Source organism: Pseudomonas saponiphila (assembly GCF_900105185.1).
Taxonomy (GTDB): domain Bacteria; phylum Pseudomonadota; class Gammaproteobacteria; order Pseudomonadales; family Pseudomonadaceae; genus Aquipseudomonas; species Aquipseudomonas saponiphila.
Window position 1 is genome coordinate 3,915,137 of sequence record NZ_FNTJ01000001.1, and the last position, 17,852, is coordinate 3,932,988.

General features: G+C 65.5%; 16 protein-coding genes and 2 pseudogenes. 7 read left to right on the forward strand and 11 right to left on the reverse strand.

All coding sequences use genetic code 11. The features are described from left to right. Window positions 1–182 precede the first annotated feature (182 nt). Window positions 183–773, forward strand: a pseudogene (locus tag BLV47_RS37070) (methyl-accepting chemotaxis protein); the annotation flags it as partial. A 109-nt stretch (window positions 774–882) separates the two neighbouring features. Continuing rightward, window positions 883–1,725 carry an NAD-dependent protein deacetylase gene (locus BLV47_RS18180; protein WP_092315830.1) on the forward strand — a complete coding sequence of 281 codons (843 nt, stop codon included), beginning with the start codon at window positions 883–885 and terminating at the stop codon, window positions 1,723–1,725. A gap of 3 nt (window positions 1,726–1,728) precedes the next feature. On the opposite strand, the gene BLV47_RS18185 is transcribed toward BLV47_RS18180, so the two are convergent. Then, window positions 1,729–2,631 (reverse strand): LysR family transcriptional regulator, encoded by a 903-nt coding sequence (locus tag BLV47_RS18185; protein ID WP_092315832.1) that lies wholly within the window; start codon window positions 2,629–2,631, stop codon window positions 1,729–1,731. Between the two features lie 215 nt (window positions 2,632–2,846). Here BLV47_RS18185 and BLV47_RS18190 point away from each other — a divergent pair, with 215 nt between their 5' ends. From BLV47_RS18190 to BLV47_RS18200, 3 genes are read left to right on the forward strand one after another with little or no spacing between them, the layout of a single operon-like run. After that, on the forward strand, window positions 2,847–3,545 hold the full coding sequence (locus BLV47_RS18190; RefSeq protein WP_092317299.1) for a CoA transferase subunit A: 699 nt from the start codon (window positions 2,847–2,849) through the stop codon (window positions 3,543–3,545). A gap of 37 nt (window positions 3,546–3,582) precedes the next feature. Continuing rightward, the gene (locus BLV47_RS18195) at window positions 3,583–4,242 is read left to right on the forward strand and encodes a CoA transferase subunit B (RefSeq protein WP_092315834.1); all 660 of its coding nucleotides are present in this window, start codon (window positions 3,583–3,585) and stop codon (window positions 4,240–4,242) included. Between the two features lie 10 nt (window positions 4,243–4,252). Further along, window positions 4,253–5,431 carry an acetyl-CoA C-acetyltransferase gene (locus BLV47_RS18200; protein ID WP_092315836.1) on the forward strand — a complete coding sequence of 393 codons (1,179 nt, stop codon included), beginning with the start codon at window positions 4,253–4,255 and terminating at the stop codon, window positions 5,429–5,431. A 354-nt stretch (window positions 5,432–5,785) separates the two neighbouring features. On the opposite strand, the gene BLV47_RS18205 is transcribed toward BLV47_RS18200, so the two are convergent. Further along, complete coding sequence (locus BLV47_RS18205) at window positions 5,786–6,724, reverse strand: LysR family transcriptional regulator (protein ID WP_092315838.1); 939 nt, start codon at window positions 6,722–6,724, stop codon at window positions 5,786–5,788. A 129-nt stretch (window positions 6,725–6,853) separates the two neighbouring features. Here BLV47_RS18205 and lysA point away from each other — a divergent pair, with 129 nt between their 5' ends. Next, window positions 6,854–8,086: a diaminopimelate decarboxylase gene (gene lysA / locus BLV47_RS18210; protein ID WP_092315840.1), complete on the forward strand. Its 1,233-nt coding sequence runs from the start codon at window positions 6,854–6,856 to the stop codon at window positions 8,084–8,086. A gap of 7 nt (window positions 8,087–8,093) precedes the next feature. On the opposite strand, the gene BLV47_RS18215 is transcribed toward lysA, so the two are convergent. After that, entirely contained in the window at window positions 8,094–9,821 is a 1,728-nt protein-coding gene (locus BLV47_RS18215) for an alkaline phosphatase D family protein (protein WP_244168906.1), read from the reverse strand. A 340-nt stretch (window positions 9,822–10,161) separates the two neighbouring features. On the opposite strand from BLV47_RS18215, the gene BLV47_RS18220 reads away from it, so the two are divergent. After that, on the forward strand, window positions 10,162–10,611 hold the full coding sequence (locus tag BLV47_RS18220) for a hypothetical protein (protein ID WP_092315842.1): 450 nt from the start codon (window positions 10,162–10,164) through the stop codon (window positions 10,609–10,611). Window positions 10,612–10,686: 75 nt separating this feature from the next. On the opposite strand, the gene BLV47_RS37075 is transcribed toward BLV47_RS18220, so the two are convergent. From BLV47_RS37075 to BLV47_RS18255, 8 genes and pseudogenes are all read right to left on the reverse strand, one after another. Next, window positions 10,687–11,823 (reverse strand): methyl-accepting chemotaxis protein, encoded by a 1,137-nt coding sequence (locus BLV47_RS37075; RefSeq protein ID WP_425272176.1) that lies wholly within the window; start codon window positions 11,821–11,823, stop codon window positions 10,687–10,689. Continuing rightward, window positions 11,809–12,726, reverse strand: a pseudogene (locus BLV47_RS37080) (cache domain-containing protein); the annotation flags it as partial. The gene BLV47_RS37075 and the pseudogene BLV47_RS37080, both read right to left, overlap by 15 nt. Window positions 12,727–12,819: 93 nt before the next feature. Then, window positions 12,820–13,113, reverse strand: coding sequence for a DUF3144 domain-containing protein (locus tag BLV47_RS18230; RefSeq protein WP_092317305.1), 294 nt, complete (start codon window positions 13,111–13,113; stop codon window positions 12,820–12,822). Between the two features lie 359 nt (window positions 13,114–13,472). After that, window positions 13,473–14,585 carry a M50 family metallopeptidase gene (locus BLV47_RS18235; RefSeq protein WP_092315846.1) on the reverse strand — a complete coding sequence of 371 codons (1,113 nt, stop codon included), beginning with the start codon at window positions 14,583–14,585 and terminating at the stop codon, window positions 13,473–13,475. Window positions 14,586–14,678: 93 nt separating this feature from the next. Next, window positions 14,679–15,329 carry a glutathione S-transferase family protein gene (locus BLV47_RS18240; protein ID WP_092315848.1) on the reverse strand — a complete coding sequence of 217 codons (651 nt, stop codon included), beginning with the start codon at window positions 15,327–15,329 and terminating at the stop codon, window positions 14,679–14,681. 39 nt (window positions 15,330–15,368) lie between these two features. Further along, window positions 15,369–16,397 (reverse strand): RNA 3'-terminal phosphate cyclase, encoded by a 1,029-nt coding sequence (rtcA, locus tag BLV47_RS18245; protein ID WP_092315850.1) that lies wholly within the window; start codon window positions 16,395–16,397, stop codon window positions 15,369–15,371. Window positions 16,398–16,405: 8 nt separating this feature from the next. Further along, the gene (locus tag BLV47_RS18250; protein ID WP_092315852.1) at window positions 16,406–17,194 is read right to left on the reverse strand and encodes a nucleotidyltransferase domain-containing protein; all 789 of its coding nucleotides are present in this window, start codon (window positions 17,192–17,194) and stop codon (window positions 16,406–16,408) included. A gap of 15 nt (window positions 17,195–17,209) precedes the next feature. Then, window positions 17,210–17,842, reverse strand: a complete 633-nt coding sequence (locus BLV47_RS18255; protein WP_092315854.1) for a hypothetical protein — start codon at window positions 17,840–17,842, stop codon at window positions 17,210–17,212. Window positions 17,843–17,852: the final 10 nt, after the last annotated feature.

The following is a 17,852-nucleotide window of genomic DNA, read 5'->3' on the forward strand; positions in this document are numbered from 1 at the left end:
TGCAGCTCTCGGCCTCGGCCCAGGAACAGTCCCACTCGGCCTCCTCCATGGCCGCCACGGTGGAAGAGCTGACCGTAAGCATCAACCACGTGGCGGACAACGCCGGGGATGCCCACGCCCTGTCCAGCGAGTCCGGGCGCCAGTCCGAGGAAGGCGGCAGCGTGATCCAGGACACCCTGGGCAGCATGCGCCTGATCGCTGAAACCGTGCAGGCCTCGGCGTCCCAGATCGGTGAACTGGGCCAGCACGCCGAGCAGATCTCCAGCATCGTCGGGGTGATCAAGGGCATTGCCGAGCAGACCAACCTGCTGGCCCTGAACGCCGCCATCGAAGCCGCCCGGGCCGGGGAACAGGGGCGCGGCTTCGCCGTGGTGGCCGACGAAGTGCGCCTGCTGGCCCAGCGCACCGCCAACTCGACCCAGGAAATCACCGAGATGGTCGGCAAGATCCAGCAAGGCACCCGGGAAGCGGTCAGCAGCATGGATGTGGGGGTCAATCAGGTGAAGAACGGCGTCGAACTGGCCCAGCAGGCCGGTGAGGCCATCGTCAATATCCGCACCTCGTCCGGCAACGTGGTGCAAGTGGTGGATCAGATCTCCCTGGCCTTGCGCGAGCAGACCGCCGCCAGCCAGGACGTAGCGCGCAACGTCGAGCGCATCGCCCAGATGTCCCAGCAGAACAGCCAGGCCGTGGAAGAAACCACCGAGACTGCCCGCTCCCTGCAGCAACTGGCGCAGAACCTGGAGCAGCAGGTGAGCGTGTTCCGCCTGTAGCTTGGCCCGCACCGCTGCGAACGTCCGGTGGGCGACGCAAAACCCTGGCATCCCCGGGGTTTTGCGTCTATTCCTGATAGCCGTCCCCTCTGCAGACGAGCGCCGCCCCATGATCGACCGACCCACCACCCCGCCGCTCGAACGACTGGCCGCCGCCATGCACGGCAAGCCGTTCATGGTCCTCACGGGGGCTGGCATCAGCACCCCCTCGGGCATCCCCGACTACCGCGACAGCGACGGCGTGCGCCGCGGCAAGCAGCCGATGATGTACCAGGAATTCCTCGCTCAAGCCGAAGCCCGCCGCCGCTACTGGGCCCGGGCCATGCTTGGCTGGCCACGCATCCGCCAGGCCCGGCCCAACGCCGCGCATCAGGCCTTGGTGCAGTTGCAGGCGGCGGGAAGCATCGCCGGGGTGATCACCCAGAATGTCGACGCTCTGCACGATCAGGCCGGCAGCCTGGACGTCATCGAACTGCACGGCAGCCTGCACCGGGTGCTGTGCCTGGACTGCGGGCAACGCAGCCAGCGCGATGCCATCCAGCAGCAGTTGCAGGCGCTCAATCCGTACCTGGCCGGCGTCGACGCGGTGCAGGCTCCGGATGGCGATACCCTGCTGGACCCGGCCTTCGAAGCACGCTTCCAGCTACCTCGCTGCCCCTACTGCAACGGCGAGCGGCTCAAGCCCGATGTGGTGTTCTTCGGCGAGAACGTGGCCCAGATCACCGCCGCCCGGGCCTTGAATGCGGTGCACGAGGCCGCCGGCCTGTTGGTGGTGGGGTCGTCGCTGATGGCATATTCGGCCTTGCGCCTGTGTCGCGCCGTGGCCGAACAGGGCAAGCCGCTGCTGGCCATCAACTTCGGCAAGACCCGCGCCGATGATCTGTTGAGCCTCAAGCTGGGCGAGCCCTGCGACCAACTGCTGCCGCTGCTGGCCGAGCGCCTGCTGCGCTAAGCCTCAAAGCATGGCCACGCGCTGGCCGAGGTTTTCCTCGCGCAGGATGTCGAACAGCGCCTGGGCCGCGGTCGACAGCTCGTCCCCCGGCTTGGTCAAGACGCCTATGGCCCGCTCCACCACCGGCTCGTCCAGGATCAGGCAGTGCCCGCCCAGCTCGCGCATATGCCGGGCACACAAAGCCGGCACCGCACTGACCCCCAGGCCGCTGGCGACCATGCGCCCCACCGTCGCCAGCTGATGGCTTTCGAATTCCACCGGCAACTGCACGCCCCGGGCTCGCAAATGGTCCTCCAGCATCACCCGCACCGTGGAGGGCCGCTGCAGGGTAATGAAGGGCTCCTGCAACAGCGACTGCCAGTCGATGCGGCTGCGCTGCGCCAGGGGCGAATCCTTGGCCACCACGGCCACGAAGCGGTCGATGTACAGCGGAGTAAACACCAGGGAGGTACTGTCCTGAGGCTCGAACGCCACCCCCAGTTCCACCTCGCGGTCACGGACCATTTCCAGCACCTGCTCGTTGACCACGTCGTTGACCGTGACGTTGACCTGGGGATAGCGCGCGCGAAAGTGCTTGAGAATCGGCGGCAGCAGATTGCCAGCAAAGGACGGCATGGCCGCCACCGTGACCCGCCCGCGTTGCAGGGTGAAACGCTGGCGCAGCTCATCCTCGGCGTTGTCCCAATCGGCGATCAAACGCCGCGCCAGCGGCAACAGGGCCTCGCCCTCCGGAGTCAGGGCCACATTGCGCGTATTGCGCGTGAACAGGCGCCCACCCAAGCCCTCCTCCAGAGCCTTGATGGTCAGGCTCAAGGCCGACTGCGACAGATGCAGCCGCTCGCAGGCCAGGGCAAAACTCAAACTGTGGGCCACCGCCAAAAAGGCCCGAATCTGTTTAACCGTCATCTCTCATCCTCAGAAGAGCAGCTGCAAGCTGTAAGCTTCAAGCCGCAAGCTTGGAGCTTGGAGCTTGGAGCTTGGAGCTTGGAGCTTGGAGCTCATTGTGCTGCTTTTCCAATCAATCAACCTTAAAAATCAACTTAACAAATCAATCAAGCAGCGCAACACTGATCCGCAAACGGCTGGCCAGCCGCCAACGAACAAGAAAGAGGATGGTGCAAATGGCAGGTTTCGATAAGCGTGTGGCGTCCTACGAGGAAGCCCTGGAAGGTCTGCAAGACGGCATGACCGTGATCGCCGGCGGCTTCGGCCTGTGCGGTATCCCCGAGAACCTGATCGCCGAGATCAAGCGTCGCGGCACTCGCGACCTGACGGTGGTGTCGAACAACTGCGGGGTCGACGGTTTCGGCCTGGGGGTGCTGCTGGAAGACCGCCAGATCAGCAAGGTGGTCGCCTCTTACGTCGGTGAAAACGCCCTGTTCGAGAAGCAACTGCTCAGCGGCGAGATCGAAGTGGTGCTGACCCCTCAAGGCACCCTGGCGGAAAAAATGCGCGCCGGCGGCGCCGGGATCCCGGCCTTCTTCACCGCCACCGGCGTCGGCACCCCGGTGGCCGACGGCAAGGAAACCCGCGAATTCAAGGGCCGCACCTACCTGATGGAAGAGTCCATCACCGGCGACTTCGCCATCGTCAAGGGCTGGAAGGCCGACCATTTCGGCAACGTGATCTATCGCCACACCGCGCAGAACTTCAACCCCCTGGCGGCCACTGCCGGCAAGATCACCGTGGTCGAAGTGGAAGAGATCGTCGAGCCGGGCGAGCTGGACCCGACGCAGATCCACACCCCCGGCATCTACGTCGACCGGGTCATCTGCGGCACCTTCGAGAAGCGCATCGAACAGCGCACCGTGCGCAAGTGATCGCCCTTCCCCAGCCCGACTAATAAGGACAACCAACATGGCTCTTACCCGCGAACAAATGGCTCAGCGCGTCGCCCGCGAACTGCAGGACGGCTTCTACGTCAACCTCGGCATCGGCATCCCGACCCTGGTGGCCAACTACATCCCCGACGGCATGGAAGTCATGCTGCAATCGGAAAACGGCCTGCTGGGCATGGGCGCCTTCCCTACCGAAGACCAGGTCGACGCCGACATGATCAACGCCGGCAAGCAGACGGTCACCGCGCGCATCGGCGCCTCGATCTTCTCCTCCGCCGAATCCTTCGCGATGATCCGCGGCGGCCACATCGACCTCACCGTGCTCGGTGCCTTCGAGGTGGACGTGCAGGGCAACATCGCCTCGTGGATGATTCCCGGCAAGCTGGTCAAGGGCATGGGTGGCGCCATGGACCTGGTGGCCGGCGCCGAGAACATCATCGTGACCATGACCCACGCCTCGAAAGACGGCGAATCCAAACTGCTGAACCGCTGCAGCCTGCCGCTGACCGGCGCCCAGTGCATCAAGCGCGTGCTCACCGACCTCGCCTACCTGGAGATCGAGAACGGCGCCTTCATCCTCAAGGAACGCGCCCCCGGGGTCAGCGTCGAGGAAATCGTCAGCAAGACCGCCGGCAAGCTGATCGTGCCGGACCACGTGCCTGAAATGCAGTTCGCTTAAGGAGCCCATCATGCAAGACGTCGTTATCGTTGCCGCCACCCGTACCGCCGTGGGCAGTTTCCAGGGCTCGCTGGCGGGCATTCCCGCCGTCGACCTGGGCGCCGCGGTGATCCGCCAGCTGCTGGCCCAGACCGGCATCGACCCGGCCCAGGTCGACGAAGTGATCATGGGCCAGGTGCTCACCGCCGGCGCCGGGCAGAACCCCGCCCGCCAAGCGGCGATCAAGGCCGGCTTGCCCCACGCCGTGCCCGCCATGACCCTGAACAAGGTCTGCGGCTCGGGCCTCAAGGCCCTGCACCTGGGCGCCCAGGCCATCCGCTGCGGCGATGCCGAGGTGATCATCGCCGGCGGCCAGGAAAACATGAGCCTGTCCAACTACGTGCTGCCCGGGGCCCGCACCGGCCTGCGCATGGGCCACAGCCAGATGATCGACACCATGATCAGCGACGGCCTGTGGGACGCCTTCAACGACTACCACATGGGCATCACCGCCGAGAACCTGGTGGACAAGTACGGCATCAGCCGTGAAGCCCAGGACGCCTTCGCCGTCGCCTCCCAGCAGAAGGCCGTGGCGGCGATCGAAGCCGGGCGTTTTGTCGACGAGATCACCCCGATCCAGATTCCCCAGCGCAAGGGCGAGCCACTGAGTTTTGCCACCGACGAGCAACCGCGACCCGGCACCACTGCCGAAGCCCTGGCCAAGCTCAAGCCGGCGTTCAAGAAAGACGGCAGCGTGACCGCCGGCAACGCCTCGTCGCTGAACGATGGCGCCGCCGCAGTGATACTGATGAGCGCCAGCAAGGCCCGGGCCCTGGGCCTGCCAGTGCTGGCCAGGATCGCCGCCTACGCCAACGCCGGGGTCGACCCGGCGATCATGGGCATCGGCCCGGTGTCGGCCACCCGCCGCTGCCTGGACAAGGCCGGCTGGACCCTGGAACAACTGGACCTGATCGAAGCCAACGAGGCCTTCGCCGCGCAATCGCTGTCGGTGGGCAAGGAGCTTGGCTGGGATGCGAGCAAGGTCAACGTCAACGGCGGCGCGATTGCCATCGGCCACCCGATTGGCGCTTCGGGCTGCCGGGTGCTGGTGACCCTGCTGCATGAAATGCTCAAGCGCGATGCCAAGAAAGGCCTGGCGACCCTGTGCATCGGCGGCGGCCAGGGCGTGGCATTGGCCATCGAACGCTAACCGCGCGGCCCTCCCCCCCACCCCCTCCCCCCGTAGGAGCTGGCTTGCCAGCGAAGGCGTCCGTGAAAGCGCCTTCGCCAGCAAGCTGGCTCCTACGGTTGTGATGTTTGCAAGAGCGCTTTCGCCAGCAAGCTGGCTCCTACGGTTGTGGTGTTTGCAAAAGCGCCTTCGCCAGCAAGCTGGCTCCTACGGTTGTGATGTTTGCAAGAGCGCTTTCGCCAGCAAGCTGGCTCCTACGGTTGTGGTGTTTGCAAGAGCGCCTTCGCCAGCACATGCCCCGTTACGCCAGGTCCAGCTGGACCCCATCCACAACCCCATCGACCGTCCATTGACGGCCCCATTCGCCGCGCCGACTCACCCCCGGCCCTGCGAAGCGCCCTGCGCTATCCGCCCGACTTGCTGTTCCAGCGCCTTGGCCTGGGCCCGCAAGGAACCGCAGAAACCCTCGACAAAACTCGATGACGGCCGGTAGTCCGGGCGGATCAGCATCACCCGGTACGGCACCGAAAACGCCAGCGGCCGGATCGCCAGGCCGCGTCCGACTTCCTCCATGGCGCTCAAGGGATTGATGATCGCCACGCCCAGTTGCTGGCGCACCATGGCGCACACCGAGGCGGCGTTGGTGGTTTCCACCACCACCCGGCGATCGACCCCGGCCTGGCGAAAATGCTCGTCCAGGGTCTGCCGGTAGATATCCAGGCCCGAGAGGTTGATGAAATCCTGGCCGCGAAAATCCTCCAGCGCCAACCGTGGCTTGGCCAGCAACGGATGCTGGTCCGCGAGGATGCAGACCATGTCGGCGCAGAACAGCAACTCGCCCTGGGTGCCCCGGGGCAGGTGCTCGCTTTCGGTCAGGCCCAGGTCATGGCGCTGGGCGCTGAGGGACTCTTCCAGCAGCGGCGACTCCTGAGCGGTGATGCTCAGGCCGATCCCCGGATGCTGTTGCAAGAAGCGCTGGCACACTCGGGGCAACAGGGTCTGGGAAAACAGCGGCAGGCAACTGAGGCTCAACTGGCCGTGTTCGAAACGGCGGATCGACTGGGCCACGCTGTTGATTCGTTCCAGCCCCACATAGGCCCGCTCCACTTCCTCCAGCAACAGCAGGGCCTGGGCGGTGGGCAGCAGGCGCCCGCCTTCGCGGTCGAACAGACGCAGCCCGGAAAGGCTTTCCAACCGCGCCAGTTCGCGGCTGATCGTGGGTTGCGAGGTAAACAGCAGGCGCGCGGCGCCGGTGACGCTGCCGGCCTGCATGATGGCGCGGAAGACTTCGATATGGCGCAGGGAGATGTCCATCAACAGAGGCTCGTTCGATCAACCAGGCCATATCAAATCTGAATTGACTAACAAAGAATAGATATTTTATTGAATAGCCAATCCTCGGCATGCTGCAACCACTCTCACTGACCACAGATTGCAATCGCCATGGCCATTCCCTTCGCCCCCGCTCAACTCGCCGCCGCCGCCCGTCAATACGGCACTCCGCTGTGGTGCTACGACGCCGCCACCATCCAGGCGCGCATCGCCCAACTGCAGGCCTTCGACGTGGTGCGCTACGCCCAGAAAGCCTCATCCAACCTGCACCTGCTGCGCCTGATCGGCGAAGCCGGAGTGCGGGTCGACGCGGTGTCCCTGGGGGAAATCGAGCGCGCCCTGCTGGCCGGCTTCAGCCCGGTGGATGCCGGCATCGTCTTCACCTGCGACCTGTTCGACGAAGCCACCCTCAAGCGCGTGGTGGAGCTGCAGGTGGAAGTCAACGCCGGCTCCATCGACATGCTGCGCCAGCTCGGGGAGCAGTCCCCGGGACACCGGGTGTGGCTGCGGATCAACCCGGGCTTCGGCCACGGCCACAGCCGCAAGACCAACACCGGCGGCGAGAACAGCAAGCACGGTATCTGGCACGACCAGGTCGGCGAAGCCCTGGCGGTGATCCGCCAATACCGCCTGCACCTGGTGGGCCTGCACATGCACATCGGTTCCGGGGTCGACTACGACCACCTGGAGCAAGTGGGCGCGGCCATGGTGGCGGCGGTGAAATCCCTGGACCACGACATCGAGGCCTTCTCCATCGGCGGCGGCCTGTCCACCCCTTACCGCGACGGCGACACCCCGGTGGACGTGCAGCGCTACGCCAATGCCTGGAAGGTCGCGCGCCAGGAGATCGAGGCCTACTTGGGCCACGGCGTGCGCATGGAGATCGAACCCGGGCGTTTCCTGGTGGCCGAGGCCGGTTGCCTGGTCAGCGAAGTGCGAGTGGTGAAGAGCGCCGGCCAGCACCACTTCGTGCTGGTGGACACCGGTTTCAACGACCTGATGCGCCCGGCCATGTACGGCGCCTACCACGGCATGAGCCTGCTGGATGCCGCCGGCCAGGCGGTGGACCGCCCGCAGCAGTTGACCGTGGTCGGCGGCCCACTGTGTGAATCCGGTGACATCTTCACCCAGGACGACGAATGCCTGACCCCGCGCCTGCTGCCTCAGGCCCGGGTCGGCGACCTGCTGGTGCTGCACGACACCGGCGCCTACGGCGCCAGCATGTCCTCCAACTACAACAGCCGGCCGCTGCTGCCGGAAGTGCTGTTCGCCAACGGCCAGCCGAAACTGATCCGCCGGCGCCAGCCCCTGGCGGATCTGCTGGCGCTGGAACTGAGGCTGTAACGCCCCGTTACCAGGGCTCCAGCTGCAGCCGTTGCGGCTGGTTGTCCACGCTGTCGTCCTGCTTGCGGGTCACCAGCGGCTCACCGTCGGCACCGTAGAACTGCACCACCAGTTGAGCGTCATCGGGCTTCAGGTCCAGGCGGGCAAAGTTGTCCGCCTGGGTGAAGGCCCAGGTCTGGTAGTCCATGGTCTGCGTACCGTCGAAGAGCGCAAAGCTGTCCGGCGTTTGCGGCGCCGTCGAGTCGTGCACGTACCCGGCCGGATCGCCGTCGGCAAAGGGAAAGGGCCAGTAGAACGCCGACGAGGTGACCGCGTAGCACTTGAGCCCCTGCCCCGCGGCGCTGAACTGCAAGCGGGAAATGTTCGAGCAGTGAATGTCCCCGGACAGGAACACCACGTTCTGCACCTGGTGCTCGACCAGGGTTTCCAGCACGGCGCGGCGCGTGGTGGGGAAAGCCGACCAGGAGTCGCTGTCGTTCTTGTGGCGTACCGCGTCAGAGTCGTTGCCCACGGTGTCCACGCCATTGGGCACGAAGACGCTGGAGGTGACCACGAACTTGGGCACATTGCCCCGATCCTCTTGCATGTGCTGCAGCCAGGCACACAGCCGGTCGAGCTGACCCGGCTCGCTGCGGTGCAGTGAGGGGCGGCCCAGCAGGTGGTTGTCGTCCAGGGCGTCCGGCACATCGTCGAGAAAACGCTGGGTACGGGTGTCGAGGACGAAGAACGGGTAGTGGCCACAGGAAAAGTCATAGAACAGCTGGTTGGTCTGCAACTGCTGCAGGTACTGATCGTCACCGGTCATGGTCCGGCCATGCACATAGCTGTCGGCAAAGCGCGGCCCATGGCTCCACTGGTAGCTCATGTAGGCGCCCATGGCGAGGTTGAACAGCAGGCGCTTGTCACGGTCCTTGCGGATTCGGTCCTGGGTCCAGTTGTCCTCGATCTCGTGGTCATCAAGGATCATGTACGTGGGCATGTGGGCCAGCAGTTGGCGGATGTTCGGTGAGCCGAAGGCGCTGTGGTAGCGCTCCTCGAACTCCTCGAAGGTGTCCGCCAGCCCCACCGGCACCAGGCGGTTGAACAGGTCGGCGTAGATCTGGTCGCCGACCATCAGCACCATCTGCGCGTCGGCGTGTTTGCTGAGCATCGGCCCGAAGATCGTGTCGGAGTTCTTGCGTTTCCACAGCAGCCCCGGGTAGCGGCACGAGCCCAGCAGGAAGCTCAGGTCCGATGCCTTGCCCGGCACCGCGCTGGCCCGGGTGGTGAATTCGGCCTCGACGTACATCTTGTCGGCGCCACTGCGGTTCAGGTCATTGGCCCAGGCCCCGGGCTCGGGCAGGCGCTGTACCACCGACTCGCTGGACACCTCGTCATCGTTGTTGCCCGCGTCATCGACGTTGAGCGAGGCCATGCGCACTCGGTAGCGGGTGCTCGGCGTCAGCGCAAAGGGCTTGAGCTGCTTGCGCGCGGCCTCGCTGCCCCACAGGCTGGTATCCACCCCGAGATTGAAGGTGCCGGTCCGGTGGTACTCACGTCGCAAGCGAAAGTAGAAGATGTTTTCCGCGGCGACCCGGCCGTTACTGCTGACCACGCCAATGACGCCGATGGTGCGGATATCCTCCGCCACGCCCTTCTCGTCCAGGGCATCGGAAGCGGCGATCCATAAACGGCAGGAAGTGTCGGTGGTGTGCCCGACGATCGGGCCTAAGGAAGGCGTGCGAAGGGTGCTCACGATGACCTGCTCCTTGGTGGGGTGTGCAGGCAAAGCCTAGCTCGGGCGCGGCCACCGACAAGCCTCGCCGAGCCACCCTGACAGCCGGTCGGAGCAGGCGGCGCATCGGACCTCAGCAGACTCATGCAGGTAACGCCATGTCAGCGATCACCCTGTGCTAGATTCCGCCCCCGTCCGCAGCCGATCTGCAGCGCCCCATCACCCTGGGCATGCTCCTGAGCCACGCAAGGGTGGCGCGGCTCGCCGGGCGTCTGCCACCGCCCCCTCGGGCTTCGCGCTGATGGCCATGACTCCCGACCGCCAGCACGGTTGATCCCCTGTCGCCTTACCGAGATCCTGCATGCCTTCCCGCACCTTGCGTCTGCTCTCCCCAAATCATCTGCCCGCTGCCGCCGCACTGTTCTGGGGGCTGTCCCTGGCAATCGTCCGGGCCTGGCAACCGATGGATTATTTCTGGGAAAACTTCGCCGCCTACTGGCTACCCCAGGGGCTGATACTCGGACTGCTGCTGGCCACCCGCCCTGCCCCGGCGCTGTTCACCGGCGTGGCCCTGGCCCTGGCGGCGCACCTGCAGTTGTTCTGCCTGTGGATCAACTCATCGGTCGACACCATGGGCTGGCTGTTCTACCTGTTCGATTTTCCGGGTGCGCTGATCGGCGCCGCCATCGCGGTCTTTCTCGCGCCGCACAAGACCGCGGGCAAACCGCTGGTGTGCGGGCTGCTGGGCTTTGGCTGGGTGGCCTTTGGGCTGTGGCTGAACTTTCAGCTGGTGCGGCTCAGCCTGGGCTGAATCGGGCCGACACCGGCGGCCCGGGGAAGCAGCTGACACCCACCCGGACCGCCGGCGACCCGGGTGGGTGAGCCTTCAGCTGTGGCCTTGGCTCAGGTGCGACAAGCGCCCGGACAGGGCCTGCATGGCCTCGCTGACCTTGTCCAGGGCCTGGGCGTCCCGGGCGTTGTCCTCGCTGATGCCGTGGATGCGCACCGCCAGTTCGTTGATCTCCTGGGTCACATGGCTTTGCTGCTGCGCGGCCACGGCAATCTGCTGCGCACGCTGGGAGATATCGTCGAAACTGGTGACGGTGCTCGACAGCGCATCCGAGGCGCCGGAAGCCTCGCCCACCGCTTCACGGGTACGCGATTCACCGGCCTGGATCGCCTGCACCGCCTGGCGTGAGGCCTGCTGCAGATCGCCGATCATGCCGCTGATCTCGTTGGCCGAGGTCTGGGTCCGTCCGGCCAGGGTTCGCACTTCATCCGCCACCACGGCAAAGCCGCGGCCCTGCTCGCCGGCCCGGGCCGCCTCGATGGCGGCGTTGAGGGCCAGCAGGTTGGTCTGCTCGGAGATGGCCTTGATCACATCCAGCACCGCGCCGACCTGCTGGCTGTCCTGCTCCAGACGCTGGATCACCGCCGCCGCCTCGGCCATTTCCGTGGACAGTTGCTGGATCGACTGACTGTTGGCCGCCACCCGCTGCTGGCCGTCCTGCACCACCACCAGGGACTGGCGTGCGGTGTCGGCGCAGTTGTTGGTGTTCTGCGCCACTTCAAGAGCACTGGAGGACATCTGGGTAATGGCCGTGGCCAACTGGGTGTTTTCCTGGCGTTGCTGCTCGGCGCGCTGGGCCAGGGTGCTGCTGAGTTCACCCAGGCGCGCGGCTTCGTTCTGCAGTTGCTGGGCTTCGTTGGCGATCTTCTGCAGCATCTGCCGCAGTTGCCCGGCATAGCGGTTCACCGCGCCGCGCAAGGCACCAATCTCATCGGCCCGGGCCACGTGCAACTCGGCATTGTCAGTAGCCTGGCCACGGCCCAGCGCATCGATCTGCTGGGTGGTTTCGTCCAGTTGGGCAATCAGCTTGTGCCCGGCCAGCCAGGCGAAGAACAACAGCAGCGCCAGCAACGGCAGCAGGAACAGCAGGATCTCGGTGGTCATGGCCCGGGCCAGGCCGGTGACCTTCTGCTCCGGGGTCACCAGGCCGATGGTCCAGCCGCTGCCGGGCATGCTGAACAGGCTGACCCGCGCCGCTTCCTGCAAGCGGCCATCCTCCTCCAGATCCAGGCTACGCACCTGCCCGGCAGGTGCCGCCTTGGCCAGGGCTGCGGCGACCGGGAGCAGCCAGGGCTGCTGTTTGCTCAGGGCCTCGAAGCTGAGCATCTGCCCGTCGGCGCTGGCCTGGGCCTCGGGGAAATACAGCACATTGCCAGCCTGATCCAGGGCAAAGGCATAACCGCCGGTGACCGCGCCCTGCTCCTTGAGAAAACGCGCCAGATCATCCAGGCGCAGGTCGATGGTGGCGACCCCGGCAAAGCGGCCATCCTGGCGATACGGCACGCTGCAGGTGGTCATCGGCACCCGGGTCACCGGGTCCTGGTAAGCCTCGGACCACAGGCAACGCCCCGGCGCACTGTTGCGCGCGCCGGTGTACCAGGCTTCATGGTGATAACCGGCGCTGCCGGCAGCGTTGTAGTCATCGGAGAACGCCAGGGGCCCGGCGTCGCTGCGGGCCCAGAAGAAACTGCGGCGCTCCACGCCCGCCGCGAAGGCACCGGGTTCCGGCCAGATGCCACCGCCGGCAATCGCCTTGTCGCCTTCGTGGTCGATGACCTTGGGCAAGGTGGCCATGAACAGCGCCTGTTCCCTGGGCAGCCCTTCCACCAGGTGGGCCATGCTGGCCGTCACGCCCTCGATCCCGGCCAACTGCAAGGCCAGTTGGCGGACGATGGCGCTGCCGGTCTGTTCGATCAATGCCGAGCTCGCCTCCACCACTTTGGGCTGCCCCCGTAACGTCATCACGGCAAATACCGCCAACGCCGTGAACAGCAGCAGCAAAATACTGCCGAGGGTCAAACGATGAGACAGACGAACCGGTAGCAAGGCCATGACGAACTCCATATCAATAGGCATTCAGAGCTTATCGACCAGGAGCAGGGATCACTTGAGCAAAGAGTGACGCAGATCACACAACCCGCCGCTGACTCAGCGACGGCGTTCGACCTTTCAGTCCTGCTTGCCGCTCATGTAGCGCGGGAAATTCTCGATGTAATCGGCGAGGTTCTCTTCGAGCATCAGGCGGAACTCCTCCAGGAAATAGTCCACTGCCTGTTGCTTGGCCGCTTCCAGTTCCTCGGCACTACGGCAGCCGCAGGCGCTGACCCAGGCACTGAAGCGCGCGTTGGCATACATCAGCGAGGCGCTGGCCTTGCCCCGGCTGCTGTCGGCGATGTGGGAGTTGGTCAACTCGATGATGGCATCGGCGCGGTTGAAGAAATCCTGATCCGGTTCGTTGGCCACGGGGCGTTCCTCTGGCTGGTAGGGAAAATAAAGCGCCGGAGTATAAGAGTTTTGCGCCCGCATACCGATCTCTTTCACACACTGCCCTCCACTTCCTGACTACTGCCCGCCCCTTGCAGGAACCGGCTTGCCGGCGAACAGGGCCCTGGGCTATGCAGCGTTCCTGCGGACGCCTTCGCTGGCAAGCCAGCTCCTACGATCATCCGCCGCACCGCACACACCTGTAGGAGCCAGCTTGCTGGCGAAGAGGCCCTTGAGCCCTGCATCGTTCTAAGGGACACCTTCGCTGGCAAGCCAGCGCCTACGGTGCCTGTGGCCGAGGAGCCCATGGATCTGGCGAACACCCCGCAACGGCCGTGCTATGGCACCGGCAGGGCCCGCAGGTGTTCGGCCAGCAAGGCTTCACTCTTGCCCTGGGATAACACCACGCAGCTCTGCGCCGCCTGCAGTGCCTGTTGCACATACGCCTCGCCCTGCTGCCGATCCCCCTCGAGGATCGCCTGCAAAGCCAGGCATCGCGGCCGCAGCCAAGGCGCGTACCAGTCGACATCGGCTCCCAACGGGAGGCTCTTGAGGATGCTGGCGTCGCGCTGCAGATAGGCACGGCTGAAGACCAACTCGCCGCGCAACAACTCGATCAGGACGCTCATCCCTGTGAGCTCCCCGGCCCTGGCGGCAAGCAACTGATCCAGCTCCTGCTCCATCTGCAGCACCTCGGACCAGTCGCCCCGATCCTGCCTCGCATTGAGCCGATAACCGAAGGCAACCAAGGCTTCGGCCACCGTGCCCCGGGCCAGGCGCTCCAGGTCTGGCGCCGGCAACTGGGCGCTGGGAACGCCGGCCACGGTCAGGGCCAGCAGGCGCGCCTGGGCCAATTCCGGACGCTGGTCGTCGCGATGCAGATACCAGCCCAGCAGGAGCATGCCGTCGCTGGGCAGTACCCCATGCACCGGCAGCAGGTTACCCACGCCCAGCACCAGATTGACGATGGCAAAGGCCAGGGCAATGGCACCGGGAACCCCTTGCCAGAGCAACCCGAGGCCAATCGCCGCGCCTCCCACCAGCAGGTTCAGCAGCGGCCCACCCAGAGCCATCACCATCCACTGGCCACGCAAGGGCCGTTGCGCATTGCTCGCCACCATCACATAGCCTCCCAGGCGGCTGCGCTTGAGCTGCGGCGACCAGCGCAGGCGCCAGCCGCGGCGCAGCGCCTGCAGTTCCACGGCGGCGATCCGCACCTGCAGCACCGGCATCCCGCAACAGCGGGCTCCCAGGTAATGCCCGCCCTCATGCACCAGCACGCCGACGATCACCAGCAGCGAAGCCAGAAACATCGCCAGAAAGGGCTGCCACTCGGATTTGATGGTGAGCCCCAGCATCAGAGCGGCAAGAAACCAGCCACTGAGCAACACCAGCTGTTGCACCAGCGTCAGCAGTTTGTTCAAGGCCTTGAGCCAGGCATGGCGATCCATTGCGTACTTCCCTGAGAGAAAACCGACATTGAAACGGGCGCGCAGACTGCCAGTTTCGCCCCAGCAAACTCAACCGCTGATTCACCTCTTTGCCTACCGCTCTCCCCCATGGGAGGTGGGGGGCCAGTGGCGGACCAAGACGGCGGCGATCCGCGGCTCGTCGTCGATGCGTTGCAGCAGGGCGAGAAAATCAGGATGGCTGTCGCGCAGGTGCTCTCGCGCACCGGACCAGCGCGACACCACCGCGGCCTGGATGTCCAGGGCGCCCGGCGCAGCGCCGCAAAGAAACGGCTGCGGGGCGAATTGCTCGGCAAACAGCCCCCAGCTGCGATACAGGCGCTCAGCCGCGGCGGCGCGCACGCGAGCCTTGAGCGGCTCGTCGGGGTCACTGATCCAGCGCTCCGGGTAATCGAGGATGCCGATGGCCGAATAGCAGTTGGCGGCGATGTACACCAGGCCACGGATCACCTGGGCTCGGGCCGAAGGCGACTCAGGCAGCAGCCCGGAGTCGGGAAACTCCAGGCCCAGGTGGATCAGGATCGCTGCGCTTTCGGTGAGGATGCTGCCATCGGGCAGTTGCAGGGTGGGAATCTGCAATAGCGGATTGAGCCGCGCCAGGGCTTCGCGCCCGCTGCTGTCGTGCCAGGGTGCGGCCTCGATGCTGCGATAGGTCAGCTGGCAATACTTCAGGGCGATCTCGACGATGGCCGAGCCGGTGCCCAGGCTTCCATACAAGTGATACATGGCAACAACCTCCTTGATGACCCGGGCGCTCTAGCAATTTCACCCAAGGGTGTGGCATTCCACCCGCAACACTTGCTCGCTCAACGATCGCGCTTCGATCCGCACCGGCAGGAAGGCTTCGATCACTCGGATATTGCTCTCCAGGTGCTCGGTCATGCACGGCGTGGTGAAGCTGCCGCCACCGGCCAGGGCCATGGGCAGCAGCAGTTGATCGGCCAGGTGCTCAGCCACCGCCGCACCGGAATCCAGCCAGTCGCGGGCCTGATCGATGGCAAGGTCGGCGACCTTTTCCGCCCGCAGGCTGTTCTGGCCGAAGCCGCAGAACAGCTCGGTCAGGTGCTCGCAGGCGAACTCCAGCAGCAGCACATTGCCCGGACCGTATTGTTCATCCAGCTGCACCGGGGTGAGGTGCTCCCGAAGCAGTTCCAGGCGATTGTGCACTCGACGCAACTCGCGCTCCGCCACATGCTCGGGCAGGCCCGCGCTCATGGCCCAGGCCCGACTTCCCTGCAGTGCGCCACGCTCCTCAAGGTGCAGGGGCTGCAACACCGAAGGTTGGACAAAAGCCTCCAGCTCGCCGCCACCGGCCGGGACAAACCCGTGGCGCAGCAGTTGCAGCTCCACCTGCCCGCCCATGCGCCGCAGCAGCGGCAGCCAGGCCTGCTGAAGGAAATCCACCGGCGGCGCCAGGGGATTGTGGGTGCCGCCACTGATGCTCACGCGGCTGGGCTGCGGAGCCCGGAGCAACGCCGGCAGCAGGGTCTGCAGCACCAGGGTGCAGCTGCCGGCGGTGCCAATGGCGAAGCGGTAGTCGCCGCCACGGATCGGCCCCGGCTCGAAGGTCAGGGCCTGGGAGCCGAGCTCGACTCCGGAGGTCTTGGCGCCACACACCTGGGCCGCCGCCTGCACCGCGGTCAGGTGCTGGCGCAGCAGCCCCGGGCGGCTGCGCCGGGCACGAATATTATGGATACGCAGGGTCTTGCCGCTGAGCATCGACAGGCTCAAGGCGCTGCGCAGTACCTGGCCGCCGCCGATGGCGCCGTCCAGTTCGATTACATCCTGTTTCATCACATTCCTCAGGCGTAGTGCCGGACCGTTTCCCGCAGGTAGGCGTCCAGCAACGCGTTGTCTTCATGGGTGCGCGCCAGCTTGGGCACGGGGCGCTCCAGCTCGGCGGCGATAAAAGCGTGCAGTGCCGGTAGTCGTGGCCCACTAGCAGCCTCATCGGCATTGCGCTTGCGCGCCAGCAGCGCCTCGACTTCATCGAGCAATGGCCGATGCTCGACCGTGGTCAACAGATCGGCAAAGGTCATCGGTGGACGGCCGCGCCCCTGATCTATCCAGCGCACCGCCAACAGCGGCCGCAATGCATAAAAATACTTCTTGAAGCGCAACGTCTCGTCCTGCAGATGGGCCATAAAGGTCTTTCGAGCCATCGACAGATAATGGTTGCGCGCCGCCGGCGGGCTGTAGAACGCCTCTGCCAGTTCGCGCAGGCGCGCGGCGGCGGCCGGTTCACTGCGATACACCAGGGGCGAGTCCAGCCATTCCAGCAGGGTCGGGTTGGACTTGCGCAACAGCCCGAGGGTCTTGCGCAGTTCCCAGCCGCTGATGTCCAGCTCGTCGTCCAGGGGCCGCTCGATCACGTCGCGCCCGGCATCCACCTGGATGAACCACTCGGGCTTTTCCACGTAGACGAAACGCACGTCGTAGTCACTGTCGGTGGAGGCAAAGCCCCAGGCCCGACTGCCGGATTCGCAGGCATACAGCACCTTGACGTTGCGTTCCCGCTCGATGCGCGCCAATTCTTCCAGTACCCGTTCGCGCATGGCGCTGCTCAGGGGATGGCGTTCGAGGTGTTCCATGATCCTGCTCCTTGTTCAATCCGTACTGCTGGCAGCCAGCATACTCAGGGTCCGGCGCACGGGGTTCCACACCGTCAGGCACCAGACGCCCCACCACTCCAGGCCTTCGTCGAAATACTCACTCCAGGGCAGCAGGTGCGGCCCCATGGCCGGGGCCTGATAATCCACCTCCAGGTTGCCCACCCAGTTGATCACGTGGGGCTGCTGCTCGGGATCGAGCCCCAGCAGGTCCAGCCATTGGCCGTACGCTTGCCGGGCCTGCTCGGCCCCGCCAGGGAAACGCAGCCCATACGGCGGCTGGCAAAAAGCCCGGTACAAGGCCAGGGGCCCCTCCTGCTCCAGGTCTTCGCGGACCATCTGCCGAACCTGCAACGGGCTGAGCGGCTCGGGCACCGCCCGCTCCTGCTCCCAGCGCATAGGCGTTACGCCAACGTCGGCGTAACGCGGGTCCTGGCGCAGTTTTTCCAGGCCCTCGCGGCGTTCGGCCATCAGGTATTGGTAGAGGTGCTGCAAGCCCTGGCGATGCACGGCTTGATCCACTGCCACACCCGGTTCCACCGTCAGCCGCACAAAATCGAACACGCAAAACGCCGCTTGCAACTGTTGGCGCAGCGCCCGGCTGCGCTCATCTTCAAAGGGGCTCAGCATGTCGGTTCTC